Source organism: Cedecea sp. VD22 (assembly GCF_037150195.1).
Classification (GTDB): Bacteria; Pseudomonadota; Gammaproteobacteria; order Enterobacterales; family Enterobacteriaceae; genus Cedecea.
On the sequence record NZ_JBBCPX010000010.1, the window covers coordinates 99920 to 116803 of the forward strand.

Annotated in this window: 18 protein-coding genes; 11 read left to right on the plus strand and 7 right to left on the minus strand. The window is 53.6% G+C overall.

The genetic code is table 11. The features are described 5' to 3' along the window. The first annotated feature begins 10 nt into the window (after positions 1–10). The 11 genes from WFK85_RS17000 to npr all read left to right on the plus strand — a co-directional run bounded on the left by WFK85_RS17000 (position 11) and on the right by npr (position 7936). On the plus strand, positions 11–988 hold the full coding sequence (locus WFK85_RS17000; protein WP_008454825.1) for a calcium/sodium antiporter: 978 nt from the start codon (positions 11–13) through the stop codon (positions 986–988). Between the two features lie 16 nt (positions 989–1004). After that, the gene (gene kdsD / locus WFK85_RS17005; protein ID WP_008454826.1) at positions 1005–1991 is read left to right on the plus strand and encodes an arabinose-5-phosphate isomerase KdsD; all 987 of its coding nucleotides are present in this window, start codon (positions 1005–1007) and stop codon (positions 1989–1991) included. 16 nt (positions 1992–2007) lie between these two features. Then, positions 2008–2574 carry a 3-deoxy-manno-octulosonate-8-phosphatase KdsC gene (gene kdsC, locus WFK85_RS17010; protein ID WP_008454827.1) on the plus strand — a complete coding sequence of 189 codons (567 nt, stop codon included), beginning with the start codon at positions 2008–2010 and terminating at the stop codon, positions 2572–2574. Further along, positions 2571–3143 (plus strand): LPS export ABC transporter periplasmic protein LptC, encoded by a 573-nt coding sequence (gene lptC / locus WFK85_RS17015; protein WP_166877761.1) that lies wholly within the window; start codon positions 2571–2573, stop codon positions 3141–3143. The genes kdsC and lptC overlap by 4 nt, the downstream gene beginning before the upstream one ends. Then, positions 3112–3663 (plus strand): lipopolysaccharide ABC transporter substrate-binding protein LptA, encoded by a 552-nt coding sequence (gene lptA / locus WFK85_RS17020; protein ID WP_008454829.1) that lies wholly within the window; start codon positions 3112–3114, stop codon positions 3661–3663. Before lptC ends, lptA begins: the two co-directional genes overlap by 32 nt. 6 nt (positions 3664–3669) lie before the next feature. Further along, positions 3670–4395 (plus strand): LPS export ABC transporter ATP-binding protein, encoded by a 726-nt coding sequence (gene lptB, locus WFK85_RS17025; protein WP_008454830.1) that lies wholly within the window; start codon positions 3670–3672, stop codon positions 4393–4395. Positions 4396–4443: 48 nt separating this feature from the next. Beyond that, a complete protein-coding gene (rpoN, locus tag WFK85_RS17030) occupies positions 4444–5877 on the plus strand; it encodes an RNA polymerase factor sigma-54 (protein ID WP_336708956.1) in 1434 nt (477 codons plus the stop codon). 22 nt (positions 5878–5899) lie between these two features. Beyond that, entirely contained in the window at positions 5900–6187 is a 288-nt protein-coding gene (gene hpf / locus WFK85_RS17035) for a ribosome hibernation promoting factor (RefSeq protein ID WP_008454833.1), read from the plus strand. A gap of 81 nt (positions 6188–6268) precedes the next feature. Further along, positions 6269–6766, plus strand: a complete 498-nt coding sequence (ptsN, locus tag WFK85_RS17040; protein ID WP_008454834.1) for a PTS IIA-like nitrogen regulatory protein PtsN — start codon at positions 6269–6271, stop codon at positions 6764–6766. A 46-nt stretch (positions 6767–6812) separates the two neighbouring features. Next, the gene (rapZ, locus tag WFK85_RS17045) at positions 6813–7667 is read left to right on the plus strand and encodes an RNase adapter RapZ (RefSeq protein ID WP_008454836.1); all 855 of its coding nucleotides are present in this window, start codon (positions 6813–6815) and stop codon (positions 7665–7667) included. Next, positions 7664–7936, plus strand: coding sequence for a PTS phosphocarrier protein NPr (npr, locus tag WFK85_RS17050; protein ID WP_008454837.1), 273 nt, complete (start codon positions 7664–7666; stop codon positions 7934–7936). The genes rapZ and npr overlap by 4 nt, the downstream gene beginning before the upstream one ends. 15 nt (positions 7937–7951) lie before the next feature. On the opposite strand, the gene WFK85_RS17055 is transcribed toward npr, so the two are convergent. The 7 genes from WFK85_RS17055 to WFK85_RS17085 form a co-directional block, all read right to left on the minus strand. Next, entirely contained in the window at positions 7952–9088 is a 1137-nt protein-coding gene (locus WFK85_RS17055) for a glycerate kinase (protein WP_166995012.1), read from the minus strand. A gap of 10 nt (positions 9089–9098) precedes the next feature. Next, complete coding sequence (locus WFK85_RS17060; RefSeq protein ID WP_166995010.1) at positions 9099–10367, minus strand: GntT/GntP/DsdX family permease; 1269 nt, start codon at positions 10365–10367, stop codon at positions 9099–9101. Positions 10368–10505: 138 nt separating this feature from the next. After that, complete coding sequence (locus WFK85_RS17065; RefSeq protein WP_166995008.1) at positions 10506–11633, minus strand: sugar diacid recognition domain-containing protein; 1128 nt, start codon at positions 11631–11633, stop codon at positions 10506–10508. A gap of 46 nt (positions 11634–11679) precedes the next feature. After that, the gene (gene mtgA / locus WFK85_RS17070) at positions 11680–12408 is read right to left on the minus strand and encodes a monofunctional biosynthetic peptidoglycan transglycosylase (RefSeq protein ID WP_336708955.1); all 729 of its coding nucleotides are present in this window, start codon (positions 12406–12408) and stop codon (positions 11680–11682) included. Continuing rightward, positions 12405–13058, minus strand: a complete 654-nt coding sequence (elbB, locus tag WFK85_RS17075; protein ID WP_166877747.1) for an isoprenoid biosynthesis glyoxalase ElbB — start codon at positions 13056–13058, stop codon at positions 12405–12407. The genes mtgA and elbB overlap by 4 nt, the downstream gene beginning before the upstream one ends. A 231-nt stretch (positions 13059–13289) precedes the next feature. Then, positions 13290–15632 carry an aerobic respiration two-component sensor histidine kinase ArcB gene (gene arcB, locus WFK85_RS17080; protein WP_336708954.1) on the minus strand — a complete coding sequence of 781 codons (2343 nt, stop codon included), beginning with the start codon at positions 15630–15632 and terminating at the stop codon, positions 13290–13292. A gap of 61 nt (positions 15633–15693) precedes the next feature. Next, positions 15694–16626, minus strand: a complete 933-nt coding sequence (locus WFK85_RS17085; protein ID WP_034807687.1) for a TIGR01212 family radical SAM protein — start codon at positions 16624–16626, stop codon at positions 15694–15696. Positions 16627–16884 lie beyond the last annotated feature (258 nt).

A 16884-nucleotide genomic window follows, 5' to 3' on the forward strand; every position in this document is an offset into this window, starting at 1 on the left:
AGGATTTTTCATGCTGTTAGCTACGGCGCTATTAATTATTGGTTTACTCCTGGTGGTCTATGGTGCCGACCGTTTAGTTTTCGCCGCAGCGATACTTTGTCGCAGCATCGGGATCCCGCCGCTGATTATCGGCATGACGGTGGTCAGCATTGGCACTTCACTGCCTGAAATTATCATCGCCAGTACGTCAGCGCTGCACGGCCAGTTGGATTTGGCCGTAGGGACAGCTATCGGCTCAAATATCACTAACATTATGCTGATCCTGGGGCTCGCCGCGCTGCTGCACCCATTTACCGTTAATTCCGATATTCTACGTCGTGAATTGCCTCTAATGTTGGCGGTGAGTGCCGCCGCAGGTCTGTTTCTCTATGACGGTGAACTGACGCAGGCCGAGGGCGTCATGCTGCTGACAATCGCAGTGTTATATCTACTCTTTATCATTAGAATAGGCCGCCTTGCGGAACGGCAGGGGATCGATAGTCTGACGCGGGAGCAGCAGGCCGAACTCCCTCAAGAAGGCAGTCTGTCCGTCGCATTTTTATGGCTGGGAGTGGCGTTGGTTATTATGCCGATGGCAACGCGAATGGTCATCGATAATGCCTCGGTGCTTGCCCATTATTTTGGCGTAAGCGAACTGGTTATCGGTTTGACGATCATTGCGATTGGTACCAGTCTGCCGGAATTAGCGACCGCCATAGCCGGCGCGCGCAAGGGCGAAGATGATATTGCGATTGGTAATATCATCGGTTCGAACATTTTTAACGTTGTGTTTGTGCTTGGCATTCCTGCGTTGGTGGCACCGGGCCACCTCAACCCGTTAGCTTTTGCCCGGGATTATTGGTTGATGTTAGCGGTAAGTGCTGTTTTTGCCCTGCTCTGCTGGCGCAAACCTCGCCAAATCGGCAAGCTCGCGGGCGCTCTGTTAACATGTGGATTCATCATATGGATTGTGGTGCTGTGGTTCGTTGCGCCACCTGTCGTCGAATAAAGCGGAAACGGGAATTATGTCTCATATAGATTTAGCGCCGGGTTTTGACTTTCAACAAGCGGGCAAAGACGTGCTCAATATTGAACGTGAAGGCCTGGCTCAACTCGACCAGTACATCAACGACGATTTCTCGCTGGCCTGTGAGAAGATATTCTATTGTCCCGGTAAAGTTGTTGTCATGGGGATGGGAAAATCGGGTCATATTGGGAAAAAAATCGCGGCAACCTTTGCCAGTACCGGCACGCCAGCCTTTTTTGTGCACCCAGGAGAAGCCAGCCACGGTGATTTAGGCATGGTCACGGCACAGGATATCGTCCTGGCGATTTCTAATTCCGGCGAGTCGAACGAAATTTTGGCGCTCATCCCGGTATTAAAGCGCCTTCAGGTGCCTTTGATTTGCATGACCGCCCGCCCGGAAAGCTCAATGGGCCGTGCAGCGGATATTCATCTGTGCATCAAAGTGCCTCAGGAAGCTTGCCCTCTCGGCCTCGCGCCAACCTCCAGCACAACGGCGACGCTGGTTATGGGCGATGCGCTGGCCGTGGCGTTACTGAAGGCTCGTGGTTTTACCGCTGAAGATTTTGCTCTGTCTCATCCTGGCGGCGCGCTGGGGCGTAAGCTATTACTCCGCGTGAACGATATCATGCACACGGGTGATGATATCCCGCACGTAAGCAAAGAAGCCTCTTTGCGGGATGCGCTGTTGGAGATTACCCGTAAAAATATGGGGATGACGGTCATCTGCAATGACCTGATGAAAATAGAGGGCATCTTTACCGATGGCGATTTACGTCGCGTGTTCGATATGGGTGTTGATTTACATACCTTACGTATTGCGGATGTCATGACAACGGGAGGCATTCGCGTACGCCCTGGCACATTAGCTGTGGACGCATTAAACCTGATGCAGTCACGCCATATTACTTCGGTTATGGTGGCGGATGGCGACCAGTTGCTGGGTGTGGTACATATGCATGACATGCTACGCGCGGGCGTAGTTTAAAAAAGGATTAGCCTTAATGAGTAACCATGATGCGCTGCTTAATACCTGCTACGGGCCGGTAAGCGCGCAGGTCATAGCGAAAGCGAAAGAGATTCGCCTGCTGATTCTGGACGTTGACGGCGTAATGTCTGACGGCCTTATTTACATGGGCAACAGCGGTGAAGAGCTGAAAGCCTTTAACGTACGCGATGGCTATGGCATTCGCTGCGCCCTGACCTCCGGAATTGAAGTCGCTATTATTACAGGCAGGAAAGCAAAACTGCTGGAAGATCGCTGCGAAACGTTGGGCATTACCCACCTTTATCAAGGGCAATCCGATAAAGTTGTGGCGTTCCACGATCTGTTGTCAAAGGTTGCGCTTTCTCCCGATCGGGTTGCCTACATTGGCGATGACCTGATCGACTGGCCAGTCATGGAACGGGTCGGTTTAAGCGTTGCCGTTGCAGACGCCCACCCATTATTGACGCCAAAAGCGGATTACGTGACCAGAATCAGCGGCGGGCGAGGCGCAGTGCGGGAAATCTGCGATCTCCTGTTGATGGCGCAAGGCAAGCTTGATGAGGCGAAAGGGCAATCCATATGAGCAAGACCAGACGTTGGATTATTTTCCTGCTTGCCATTGCGGCATTAGTGCTTATCGGCCTGAATCTGACGGAGAAGGACGAGTCCGGCGTAACCGTTAACAGCGATACGCCAACTTATCAAAGCGAATTTTCCACGACAGTCGTATACAACCCACAGGGCGCGCTGAACTATAAGCTTATTGCTCAACACGTTGAATACTTCTCGGATACGGGTATTTCATGGTTCACCAAACCCGTCATGACCCAGTACGATGAAAATAAAATCGCCACCTGGGAAATTCAGGCGGATCGCGCCAAACTTACCGATGACAAAATGCTTTATTTGTATGGCAACGTCGTCGTCACTGCGTTAACACCTGACTCTCAGTTACGCAGAATCACGACGGACAATGCGCAGGTGAATTTAATTACTCAGGATGTCGCTTCTGACGACCTGGTGACTTTGTACGGCACCACATTTAACTCCAGTGGCCTGAAAATGCGTGGCAACTTACGCAGCCAAACTGCACAGCTGATTGAAAAGGTTAAAACCTCATATGAAATCCAGAATAAACAAACTCAGCCTTAAACTTGTTCTGCTTGGTTCGCTTTTTGCCGTACCGCTGTCAGCCTGGGCACTGACCGGTGACACCGACCAACCTATTCATATCGAATCCGACCAACAGTCTCTCGATATGCAGGGCAACGTCGTTACCTTTACCGGCAATGTCGTTGTGACTCAGGGCACGATCAAAATCAACGCCGATAAAGTCGTTGTGACCCGCCCAGGCGGTGAACAAGGCAAAGAGGTGATTGATGGCTACGGTAACCCAGCTACTTTCTATCAAATGCAGGACAACGGTAAGCCGGTAAAAGGCCACGCGTCCACCATGCATTATGAATTGGCTAAAGATTTCGTTGTACTGACCGGCAACGCTTACCTTGAACAGCTGGACAGCAACATCACCGGCGACAAGATCACCTACCTGGTGAAAGAGCAAAAAATGCAGGCGTTTAGCGAGAAAGGCAAACGCGTGACCACCGTGCTGGTGCCGTCTCAGCTGCAAAACAAAAACGGCCAGCAACCGGCACCAAAAAAGAGTAACTGATTCGTTATGGCAACTTTAATTGCGAAAAACCTGGCCAAAGCCTACAAAGGCCGCCGCGTAGTCGAAGACGTCAGCCTAACCGTTAAATCAGGTGAGATCGTTGGGCTGCTCGGGCCAAACGGCGCCGGTAAAACCACGACGTTTTACATGGTAGTGGGGATCGTGCCACGCGATGCAGGTAACATCATTATTGATGAAGAAGACATCAGTCTGCTGCCGCTGCACGCTCGTGCGCGTCGCGGCATCGGTTATTTGCCGCAGGAAGCGTCCATTTTCCGCCGCCTGAGCGTGTTTGATAATCTGATGGCGGTGCTGCAGATTCGCGATGATCTGACGTCAGAGCAGCGTGACGATCGCGCTAACGAGCTGATGGAAGAGTTTCATATCTCGCACCTGCGTAATAACCTCGGGCAGTCACTGTCCGGCGGTGAACGCCGCCGCGTAGAAATTGCTCGCGCGCTTGCGGCAAACCCGAAGTTCATTTTGCTGGATGAACCCTTTGCCGGGGTTGATCCTATTTCCGTTATTGATATCAAACGCATTATCGAGCACCTGCGTGACAGCGGCCTCGGCGTATTGATTACAGACCATAACGTCCGCGAAACGCTGGCCGTCTGCGAACGCGCCTACATCGTTAGTCAGGGGCACCTGATTGCCCACGGTACACCGGAAGAAATCCTTGAAGACGAGCAAGTTAAGCGAGTCTATCTGGGCGAAGAGTTCAGACTCTGATAGGGTGGGAAGTCTTACACGACTTATTTGAGGACGTTTGCTCTGAACATGAAGCAAGGTTTGCAATTACGGCTTAGCCAACAACTTGCTATGACGCCCCAGCTGCAGCAGGCCATCCGTCTGCTTCAGCTCTCAACGTTAGAGCTTCAGCAAGAACTCCAGCAGGCACTGGACAGTAATCCATTGCTTGAGCAAACCGACCTGCATGATGAGATCGATACTCAGGAAGTGCCTGAGAGCGAAGCAATGGACACCCGTGAAGCCCTCGAGCAGAAAGAGATGCCCGATGAGCTGCCGCTGGATGCCAGTTGGGATGAAATTTACACCGCTGGAACGCCTTCAGGTACGGGAACTGACTATCTGGACGACGAGCTGCCTGTCTACCAGGGCGAGACCACCCAGTCCCTGCAGGACTACCTGATGTGGCAGGTCGATTTGACGCCATTTTCCGATACGGACGCCGCTATCGCGACGTCTATTGTCGATGCAGTGGATGAAACCGGGTATCTCACCGTGCCGCTGGAAGACATTCTGGAAAGTCTGGGCCACGACGATGTAAGCCTTGACGAAGTGGAAGCCGTCCTCAAACGCATCCAACGTTTTGATCCCGTCGGCGTCGCAGCACGAGACTTACGCGATTGCCTGTTAATTCAGCTTTCTCAGTACGCCAAAGAGACCCCATGGCTGGCGGAAGCCCGGCTTATTGTTAGCGATCATTTAGATCTGCTGGCAAATCACGACTTCCGGACGTTGATGCGGGTCACGCGTATCAAAGAGGACGCGCTTAAAGAGGCCATGTGCCTGATTCAGTCCCTCGATCCTCGCCCCGGCCAGTCGATCCAAACGGGTGAACCTGAGTACGTTATTCCTGATGTACTGGTGCGTAAGCACCTGACGCGCTGGGTTGTAGAGCTTAACGTAGACAGCATCCCGCGCCTCAAAATCAATCAGCAATACGCAGCCATGAGCGGCAACACGCGCAATGACAGCGACTCGCAGTTCATCCGCAGCAACCTGCAGGAAGCGAAATGGTTGATTAAAAGCCTGGAAAGCCGCAATGATACGTTATTGCGCGTGAGCCGATGCATTGTCGAACAGCAGCAGGCCTTCTTTGAGCACGGTGAAGAGCATATGAAACCGATGGTGCTGGCCGATATTGCTCAGGCAGTGGACATGCACGAGTCGACAATTTCGAGGGTGACCACTCAGAAATATTTGCATAGCCCACGCGGCATCTTTGAATTGAAATATTTCTTCTCCAGCCACGTCAATACCGAAGGCGGCGGTGAAGCCTCCTCCACGGCAATTCGGGCGCTGGTGAAGAAGTTAATTGCTGCGGAAAACCCCGCCAAACCGCTGAGCGACAGTAAGTTAACCTCAATACTGTCGGATCAAGGTATTATGGTGGCGCGCCGCACAGTTGCGAAGTACCGAGAGTCTTTATCCATTCCACCGTCAAACCAGCGTAAACAGCTGGTGTGACTTTACCGATAAGGAAGACACTATGCAGCTCAACATTACGGGACAAAACGTCGAGATCACTGAAGCACTGCGTGAATTTCTGAACTCGAAGTTTGCCAAACTGGAGCAGTACTTCGAAAGAATCAACCAGGTCTATATTGTATTAAAGGTGGAAAAAGTCACCCATACAGCGGATGCTACGCTGCATGTGAACGGTGGAGAACTGCATGCCAGTGCCGAAGGCCAGGACATGTATGCGGCGATTGACGGCCTGATTGATAAACTGGCCCGACAGTTAACGAAACACAAAGATAAACTAAAACAACACTGATAATCCGGGCATCCGATGTGCATATGGCCGGCCCGCTGCTTAAGTCGCGGGCCGTTTGCACAAAAGTGCTTAGGTGAACTTATGATGAACAACGATTCCGCTCTACAACTGAGCAATGTCCTTAACCAGGAATGTACTCGCAGTGGCGTCCACTGCCAGAGTAAAAAACGTGCGCTGGAAATCATCAGCGAACTGGCAGCCAAACAGCTTGGCCTTCCACCGCAGGTCGTTTTCGAAGCCGTACTGACCCGTGAGCGTATGGGCAGTACCGGCATTGGCAACGGTATCGCTATTCCCCACGGCAAGCTGGAGGAAGATACGCTTCGCGCCGTCGGCGTCTTTATTCAACTGGAAACGCCAATCGCTTTTGATGCCATCGACAATCAACCGGTTGACCTGTTATTTGCGTTACTGGTACCTGCTGACCAGACAAAAACCCACCTGCACACGCTTTCCCTGGTGGCCAAGCGTCTGGCGGATAAAACCATTTGTCGCAGGCTGCGCTCAGCCGGCAGTGACGAAGAGCTTTACCAGATAATTACTGAAACAGAAGTCGATCACGACAGCGAAAATGAATAATCGGCGCGTTTGATGTCTCAGACAGATAAATCGGGAGAATGATTACATGGTGCTGATGATTGTCAGCGGCCGCTCAGGTTCAGGGAAGTCTGTAGCCTTGCGCGCACTGGAAGATATGGGATTCTATTGCGTGGATAACCTGCCGGTTGTCCTGTTGCCAGAGCTGGCAAAAACGCTTGCCGATCGGCAAATCTCTGCTGCCGTCAGCATAGACGTGCGCAACATGCCGGAGTCGCCGGAAATCTTCGAGCACGCAATGGACAGCCTGCCGGACGCTTTTTCTCCGCAGCTGCTGTTCCTTGATGCCGATCGTAATACGCTAATCCGCCGCTACAGTGACACGCGCCGCCTTCATCCGCTTTCCAGCAAAAATCTCTCTCTGGAAAGTGCGATTGACGAAGAAAGCGATCTCCTCGAACCACTAAAATCCCGCGCGGACCTGATCATCGACACCTCCGAAATGTCGGTACACGAATTGGCGGAGATGCTGCGTACTCGTCTGTTGGGTAAACGTGAACGCGAACTCACCATGGTGTTCGAGTCTTTTGGCTTTAAGCACGGCATACCGATTGACGCCGATTATGTGTTCGACGTGCGTTTTCTTCCTAACCCGCACTGGGATCCAAAACTGCGTCCAATGACCGGCCTCGATCGCCCTGTCGCCGCCTTCCTCGACAGGCACACAGAAGTACACAATTTTATCTACCAGACCCGCAGCTATCTTGAGTTATGGTTACCGATGCTTGAAACCAACAACCGTAGCTACCTGACCGTGGCGATTGGCTGTACCGGCGGTAAACACCGTTCGGTTTATATTGCAGAGCAGCTGGCTGACTACTTCCGCTCACGCGGGAAGAACGTCCAGTCCCGTCACCGCACGCTGGAAAAACGTAAAACATGAGCGTAAAGCAGACCGTTGAAATCACCAACAAGCTGGGCATGCACGCGCGCCCGGCGATGAAACTGTTTGAGCTGGTACAAAGTTTTGACGCAGAAGTGATGCTGAGAAACGAAGCGGGCACCGAAGCTGAAGCCAGCAGCGTGATTGCCCTCCTGATGCTGGACTCCGCCAAAGGAGGCCACATAGAAATAGAAGTCACAGGCCCGGAAGAAGAGCAAGCCCTGGCGGCCGTGATTGCTCTGTTCAATGCCGGATTTGACGAAGACTAACCGCCGTGCGCGGATCTAACCGCGCCCTATTTTCCATACTGCGGCAACGTTACGCGCTGTCACGCAAATATTCTCGCCCGCCTTTTCCAACGCCTCCGCCAGCGTCTGAACCCGATTAAGCACCGAAAATACAGCGTCGAGCCCGTGCTGATGGACTACGCCGTAATCAGTCGTCATACCGCCAGCCAGCGCGATAACCGGCACCTGAAAACGCTTCGCCACTCTCGCCACGCCTATCGGCGTTTTGCCATAAATGGTCTGGCTGTCTATACGCCCTTCTCCGGTGATAACCAGGTCCGCCCCCTGAACAGCCTCGGCAAGCCGCAAAGCTTCGGTGACAATTTCCACACCGGGCTGCAGGCGGGCATGAAGCAAACCAAACAAAGACGCCCCCATGCCCCCTGCCGCCCCGGCACCTGCTACGGCAATCACATCCTTACCGCTGATGTGCTCCAGCTGTTCGCCATAATGCCTGAGTGCAGTATCAAGCTGCATAACCTGCTCGGGCGTAGCGCCTTTCTGCGGCCCAAAGACCGCTGACGCACCGCGCTCACCGCACAGCGGATTATCGACATCACAGGCCACCAGAATGTCGCACTGTGCCAGGCGGGCATCCAGTTGGCTAACATCAATCTCTGCAAGCTCAGCCAGGGCAGCACCGCCTGCGCAAAGCACATTACCCTGTGCATCACGAAGCCTGACGCCCAGCGCCTGCATCATGCCGGCCCCGCCGTCGTTGGTCGCACTGCCACCGATACCAATAATGATTTTACGTGCGCCGCGATCCAGCGCCGCCAGAATAAGCTCCCCGGTGCCAAAAGTGCCGGTCAGCAGCGGATTTCGTTTTTCGGGCGGCACCAGATGCAGCCCTGAAGCGGCCGCCATTTCAATGATGGCTGTTTCGCTATCGCCCGTGATGCCAAAGAAAGCCTCAACAGGCAGCCCCAGCGGGCCGGTCACCGTTACAGGGATAATTTGCCCGTGCGTCGCGGCAACCATCGATTCAACGGTCCCTTCTCCTCCGTCGGCCATCGGCAGCTTGATATACTCTGCGTTCGGGTAAATCTCGCGAAAACCTTGCTCAATGGCCTCGGCGACCTGCATCGCGCTCAGGCTCTCTTTGAAAGAATCGGGGGCAATAACAATTTTCATGGCAACCTCATTAACCCGCTAAATTAAACACACCAAACATCAGGGTTGAAACAAAAGCGATGGCCAAACCAACGGCTGTTTCGTAGGGAAGCAGTTTTAAGCGTTCATGAACCTGCATATTCACGCTGCCCCCGGTGGCATGGAAAAAGCTGCCGTGCGGCATATGGTCAAGCACCGTCGCCCCGGCATGGATCATTGCCGCCCCGGCGAGTGCAGAAATTCCCATATCGACAAGCGTTGAGCTAAACACCGCAGAAGCCACCGCCGTTCCTGCCGTTGTTGATGCGGTAGCCATGGACATCAGCGCCCCGGAAAAAGGTGCCAGAAGGTAGGACGGCATACCGGAGGCCGTTAAACCGTTAATCAGCACATCCTTCAAGCCGGAGTTGGCGATGATCCCGGCCAGCGTTCCGGTCCCCAGCAGCATAATCGCCACCGGAGACATACGCGCCAGCCCCGACACCATAAAATGATTTGTCTGCCGCCACTGCCCCATCACTATAGCCCCAATCAGGCCGCCTATCGGCAACGCAACCAGCGGATCAATCGCAATGCCGGCAATCGGGCGAAGTGCAAGCAGGCAAATAGCCACCAGCGGCGCCGCTATTGCCGCGCCAAACGCAGGCAAGGCCTTTTCTTTTTCCCCGGCAATCAACTCACTGCTGGCAACTTTAGAGCCCCGATGCTGCAACCGCTTCGCCAGAAAATAGGCGAGCGCCAGCCCAAACAGACCCGGTACAACGCCCGCCATCATTAAGTCGGTGAGTGGAACGTGGAAAGCGTCAGCCGCCGCAATCGTATTAGGATTGGGCGACATTACATTGCCGGCCTTCCCGCCGCCAATCATCGCCAGCAGTATAGCCATTTTCGAAATATCGGCCCGGTGGGCAATCGCCAGGGCAATAGGAGAGACCGTGATAACGGCAACATCAATAAATACGCCGACGGCGGTCAGCAACATGGTCGCCACTGCCAAAGCGAACAGCGCCCTTTTCTCACCCACCTTACGGACAATGGTTTCGGCAATTGTGTTGGCTGCCCCGGACTCAATCAGCACGCCCGCCAGTATGCCTGCCCCGAGAATGCGCAGTACCGCATTGGTAATCCCCTGCGCCCCGGTAATCATAAGCGAAAGCGTCTGCACTAAATCAGCGCCGCCAACTAACCCGCCAGCCAGAGCGCCAGCAATCATGCCGTAGGCCGGAGGAACCTTGCGTAAAATTAGGACAATAGAAACAACCAGCGCCACCAGGGCGCCCAGAGCCGAAACCGTGGTCATGAATCACTCCTGTTTTGATTTTTTTAGGGAGATCGAAAGGTACGGCGGGACATTACCCTGAGCGGGCTGCAAATAGCTTGAGAGAAAACACCAGAAAATGGGCGGTGAAAGAAACGTTTTCTTGTAGATTACTACAAATCAGTCGCTGAGCTGCATACCAATAAACAGCTGAAGAGTCGAATCTAACTTATTAATATCTAAAGCCGTTATCGACTCTATTTTACTTAGCCGATAGCGCAATGTATTGACGTGAATATGCAGCAATTTTGTCGTTTGAGACAGATCACAATTCTGTTCAAAATAGCAGCGCAGCGTGCGGCGAAGCACGCCTTTCGGATCGGCTTCACAAAGCGTTTTCCATGCTCGCCCCATTTCCTCGGCCTGCCAGCTGCCGGAAAGTCCGTTGAGCAACACAGGCAATAAAAAATCCTGATAGTACAAAATCGACCGGCCAATTTTTTGCCGTGAAGCCATCTCATGCAGCGCCACGGCGCTAAGCCAGGATCGTCGTAACGCGTCGTCGCCGTCGAAGCATCCCCCAACTGACAGGGTGACTTCAAAATGCGCCAACAGCTGAGAATGAAGTTTGCGCAGCGTTTTTTTCAGCAATGCCTGCCACTCCTCAGGCCGGCCACCGCCAAGGGGTAGTAGCATTGCGATTTGTTCAAAACCGAATGGCGTGACTAATGCCTGGTTGTCGTAGCCGCCAAGCCGCTCGAGCAGCTCCCGCTGACGCAAAACATCTCGAGAGGGAAAATGAATCATCAGCGCAAACCGTGGCAATTCAAGGTCTACGCCAAGGCCGCTGGCCATAGGGCGCAGTTCCGCCAGACTTTGCTGGCCTGAAATAATCTGCGCGGCGAGCTGCTCCCGGTAGCGCTTTTCCCACTGATTTTGCTCAAGCATTTCCGCCTGCTCAAGGATCAGCTCGGCCGCCATTTTGACCAGTTCGGCATAAGCCTGCACTTTCTCTGGCTCACCAGAAATCCCCACCACGCCAACGATTTTCTGGCGAAAGACGATGGGCAAATTAATACCGGGTTTAACCCCTTTCAGCCGCCGGGCAGAAGCCTCATCAATAATCACGGTCCGGTTTTCCGTCAGCGCCAGGACAGCACCTTCATGGCGCTGATACAGACGGCGTGGATCGCCAGAGGCAATAATCACCCCCTGCTCGCTCATCACATTCACCGAGTGATCGATGATGTTCATGGTGCGCTGGACAATTTGCCGGGCGGTATCTTCTTTCAGGCAAGAGGTCATCATAGCGTTTACCTTGTCGTGGAGAGCGCGCGAGTGCGTTGGATGCGGCTTATTTTAAATTGTGCTGCTCAAGGAATGACTCTCCGCCCAGCTGGCGCATCTGTCGCAAAATCCACTGCTGGCGCTGGCGAATATAGCCTGAAGGCGCATTAGCCTTAAAACGAATTGGGTTAGGCAGGACGGCGGCGAGCAGCGCTGCTTCGGCAGGTGTCAGGCGGCTAGCTGGCTTGTTGAAGTAACGACGGGAGGCTTCTTCCACGCCGAAAACACCTTCACCAAATTCGGCGATATTGAGATACACCGTCAGAATACGTCGCTTGCTCCACGCGGTTTCGAGCCCCACCGTAAGGCCGGCTTCCAGCCCTTTACGTAGCCAGCTCCGTCCATCCCACAGGAACAAATTTTTTGCGGTTTGCTGGGAAAGCGTCGACGCGCCTCGTACCCTATTTTCGTTGCGTTCATTATGGGCCAGCGCCTTTTCGATGGCATCAGTATCAAAGCCCCAGTGCTCGGGAAATTTTTGATCTTCAGAGGCGATCACTGCCAGCCCCATCCACGGCGAAATATCATCCATGGAAACCCAGTCAGAATGGGCAACGTAACCGAAGTTACCGCTGAACCACGCGCTGAACTGCCGCTCCACCATCACTGCGGAAAACGGCACCGGGAGGAAGCGAAAGGTCAGGATGCCCATGAACCAAATCGCCAAAACCGCCAGCACAGCTTTTAGCAGCCAGCGTTTAACCCACTGCCACGGCGCGAAACGCCCTTTACTCATGCGCTAAGTTCCAGCACTCGGGCAACCAGCTTGTCGATCCCGGCAGCGGCCTCTGCGATATTTTGCGCGAGCATGTAAGCAGGAGTGGTGACAACCTTCTGTTCTTCGTCCACCACGATATCATCCACCGGGCAAGGGATGTGTTCTGCCCCCATGGCTTCCAGTAACTCTGCGGTATCGATGTCGGTGCCGATGGTCAGACGCACAGGCATATCCAGAATCTTTGGCAGCATCGCCGGGGCAATACACATAAAACCGAGCGGCTTGCCCTGTTCGTGGCATTCCCGTGCAACGCGACGGAGATCGGCATCAACCTCACAATCTGCCCCCTTTGAAGCAAAAGTGCTTAGATTTTTCGCCGCGCCAAAACCGCCGGGCACAATCAATGCGTCAAGGTTTTCAGACAAAGCTTCACGCAACGGCTGAATATTGCCACGAGTAATACGCGCAGCCTCCACCAGCACGTCGCGAGTTTCTGCTGCAGCTTCGCCGGTTAAATGATCGATCACGTCAGACTGAGGTTTATCCGGCGCGAAGCAAACGGCTTCCGCACCAGCGCGAGAAATGGCCAACAGCGTTAATACGGCCTCATGAATCTCACTGCCGTCATAAACCCCACAGCCGCTCAGCACTACGCCTATTTTTTTCATCCGTCAGTTCCTTTTCGTTCCGGGTGAATCAGTATCAGCCACGTTAATTTGATCGCTATGCTTCACATATTTTACTGATTCACGTAACAAATATTTTAAGGTTTGCTATCTTATATGGCTGACAGCCCGCGAATTGCTGGTTGTGCCGTTCAATAATTCAACGCTAAAAAAGGCGCAACCCTGTTTTCCCTGGTGTTGGCGCAGTATTCGCGCACCCCGGCCTGGCCGGGGTCATTTTTTTCCAGCTTCCGCAACCCACGCTTTTAATACGCTAACGTCATGTTGCCACTCTTGTTTCAGCTCTTCGATCCATTCCCCGACATTATCAGACCACGCAGGCAAATCCGGGGACTGAATTTGCTGGGCAACCTGCTGTAAATGCCGCAAACCAACGGAGCCTGCCGCACCTTTAATTTTATGCCCCTCTTCCACCACGCCTTTGTTATCCCGCGCGGTCATATTGGAATCGAGCACCTCTAAATAACCCGGCATCATTTTTTCAAACATCGCCAGGCCATCGGTAATGAGTTTTGGGCCCACCAGCTCGATATATTGTTCGAGCATCGGAATATCGAGTAATGCTTGCTGTTTTTCACTATCGACTTTTGTCACCACAGGCTCCTTATCCGTTATCTGCTTATCCCAGAATTTTTGGATCATCGACATCAAGGCCGGCACGGCGAGCGGCTTACTCAGCACGTCATCCATCCCGGCCTCAAGATACTCAGTCTTGTTTTTCAGCACGTTGGCCGTGAGCGCTACCAGCGGCGGCAGCTCATCTTTGCTAAAACGCTTATTCAGCTCACGAGAGATATCCAGCCCGGTCATATCCGGCAACTGGATATCCAGCAGCACCAGGTCATATTCGCCCGGCATAAACATCTCGAGCGCGTCTTTCCCGGTCATGGCCACATCAACGCTGTTGCCGAGCTTCTCGAGTACCGAACGCGCAACGATGACGTTAAGCTCAATATCCTCCACCAGCAGCACATGCAGGGCAGGCAGCGGCATATCGTCATCTTCCAGCGTGTCTTCCACTTCCTCGGCCACGCTCGGAGCCTGAACGGTCAGCGTGAACAGCGAACCTTCACCCGGCTTGCTGGTCACGGTAATATCCCCGCCCATGCTTTTTGCCAGACGGCGAGAAACCGCCAGCCCAATCCCCGTTCCTGTCGCGGGCTTGCCGCCGTGACTGTCTTTAACCTGATAGTACATCGCAAAGATTTTGTCCTGCTCGTCCACCGGAATGCCAATCCCGGAGTCCTGAACCTCAAAGCGCAGGCAGCTCTCTTCTTCGTAACGAACGCGTACCGTGACTAATCCCCCTTTCGGCGTGAACTTCACGGCATTGCTGATCAGGTTCCAGAGGATCTGGCGCAGACGCGTCCCGTCCGTCACCACCTTGTGCGGCAGCGGCAGCGCTGGGTCCATCACAAATGACAGCCCTTTCTGCTGAGCCTGCAGGCCAGAGAGGTTTTCCAGATCGGCAAGGAAGCTGGTGAAATCCACCGGCTGGTTATCGAGCTGCACTTTGCGGCGCTCGAGCTTATCCATATCGATGATATCGTTGAAAATATTTCCCAGCGTGATAGCCGACACGTGGATCGTTTTCAGATAATTTGTCTGCTCGGCGGTGAGATCGGTGTCCAGCAGGATGCGACTCAGGCCGACAATGCCGTTCAGCGGCGTACGCAGCTCGTGGCTGATAGTGGAGATAAAGGTGGTCTTGTCCCGGCTCGCACGCTCCAGCGCGTCCTGATAGCGTTTACGCTCGGTAATATCGCGGCCAAAGCCCATCAGCCCGTGGCGTTTACCAACGCGATCGTAATAAGGCACCTTACGAATTTCAAAGCAGGCTTTGCGGCCATCCGGATAATCCAGCCACTGCTCATAGGTCAGAGAGACATTATGACGAAACACTTTTTCGTCTGTTTCCAGCACTTTCTCAGCGGCTTCGGCAGAGTACACATCCTGCGGCTTGAGATGGATAAGCTGTTTCTCGCTCTTGCCGGTCAGCAGCTCCATCGCCCGGTTGCAGCCTGAAAACTCCCGGTCTTCGTTGCGATAGAAGACCAGATCGGGCGAAGCATCCAGGAAAGAGCGCAGGAAAGAGGATTGTTGCTCAAGCCGGATTTGCGTCTCTTCACGCTCCTGCATCTCAACTTTAAGCTGCTCCAGCATGGTCTGGCGCTCGGCTTCCGCTTTGACACGGTCGGCAATTTCCTGGTTTAGCTGGGCGATATTGTCCTTCAACTGCACGTTCAGAATAAGATCGCGCTCGCGCATCTCCTCCAGCTTTTCCACCAGCTTCGACAGCCGCTGCCTGGACTCCTCAAGCTGTTCAACCACAACCGACAGGAAATAAACCGCCCAGGGCGTAATCAATAAACCAAAGAAGATAGAGCGGACAACGTCGATACTTTCAACCTGGCCGCTCAGCAGCATGGTGACGGCCATTTGCACCACCATCGCCAGCACGACCAGCGCCGAGGCCAGCAGCAGGGAGAAGCGCACCAGCCCCAGCTTCACCATAAGATCAACGTAATACTGCGCCAATAACCGAATTTGCTTCATGGAACGATTCCTTCGCCTTGGATGCGCTAAATATACCGCAAAAAGGAACCGGGCTCAGGATTTACGAAAGAACTGAGAGATCCCACGGCGTACCCAGCGCTGACCCCTGCGCCCCGTGCGTCAGCAAATACCTGTCGATATCCACCATCGCGGCCCAGCGGTTCTCACACCATAAAGGCGCAAGCAAGGTTGGGCGCCGGGCATTAGCCGAAATACGATGGAACACGACATCAAGCGGTGTATGGCGAATCATTTCTCCCGCGGTGACGACATACTCATCCAGCGCGATCCCCTCAAGGCGACCAGCCCGCCAGCTTTTGGCCATTATGCTGCCGTCAACAATATGCAAAGGATGCAGCTTCAGGCCGTCCACACCGGTTTCAACCACTTTCTCCAGCGTGTCCATACATTGCTGCTGGCCTTCACCCGGTAAACCGACAATCAGATGGCTGCAAACTTTTAAACCTCTCGCTCGGGCCCGGCGGGTAGTTTCCTGATAACAGGCAAAATCGTGCCCCCGGTTGATACGGTGCAGCGTTTTGTCATTCGCCGTCTGTAACCCCAGCTCCAGCCATACCTCATAGCCCTGTGCATGATAATCGCTTAGCAAATCCAGCACGCTGTCGGGCACGCAGTCAGGCCGGGTACCGACGCACAACCCCACGATGCTGGTCTGGCTCACCGCCTGCTGGTACATCGACCGCAACACCTGCACTTCAGCCCAGGTGCTGGTATAGGCCTGGAAATAGGCCAGATAACGCTGAGCGCGGTTCACCCGGCTGGCCTGGTGTGCGAGCTGCTCAGCGATGGAATTGTGCTGCTGCGTTTCGTCAGCGAAAGAGGCCACGTTGCAAAAAGTACAGCCGCCTCGCCCGATAGTCCCATCGCGATTGGGGCAACTGAAACCACCATGCAGCGTGAGTTTATGGACTTTTTGCCCATAGCGACGAGAGAGATCGCCGCCAAACATATTGACTAATTTCTGTAACTGCATAATCTGATGGGCCGTCCCGAAAAAGGGACCTAGCCTGCCATTTTCTTCTCGCACCGGCGATGACCTGGATCAATCGCTTCGGCGCAGCCTTATCTATTGCATATAAACCCAAAATAAGTGCAACTCTATTCACATAGCACTTGATTACTTTTCCTTATGACGCCGCCCTTTATTTAAAGAATATGACGAACGGTGAAAAACAGTGTCATGCTGCACTCTGCGAGGGTTAATCAGCATATCATGCTGGCAATATCATTC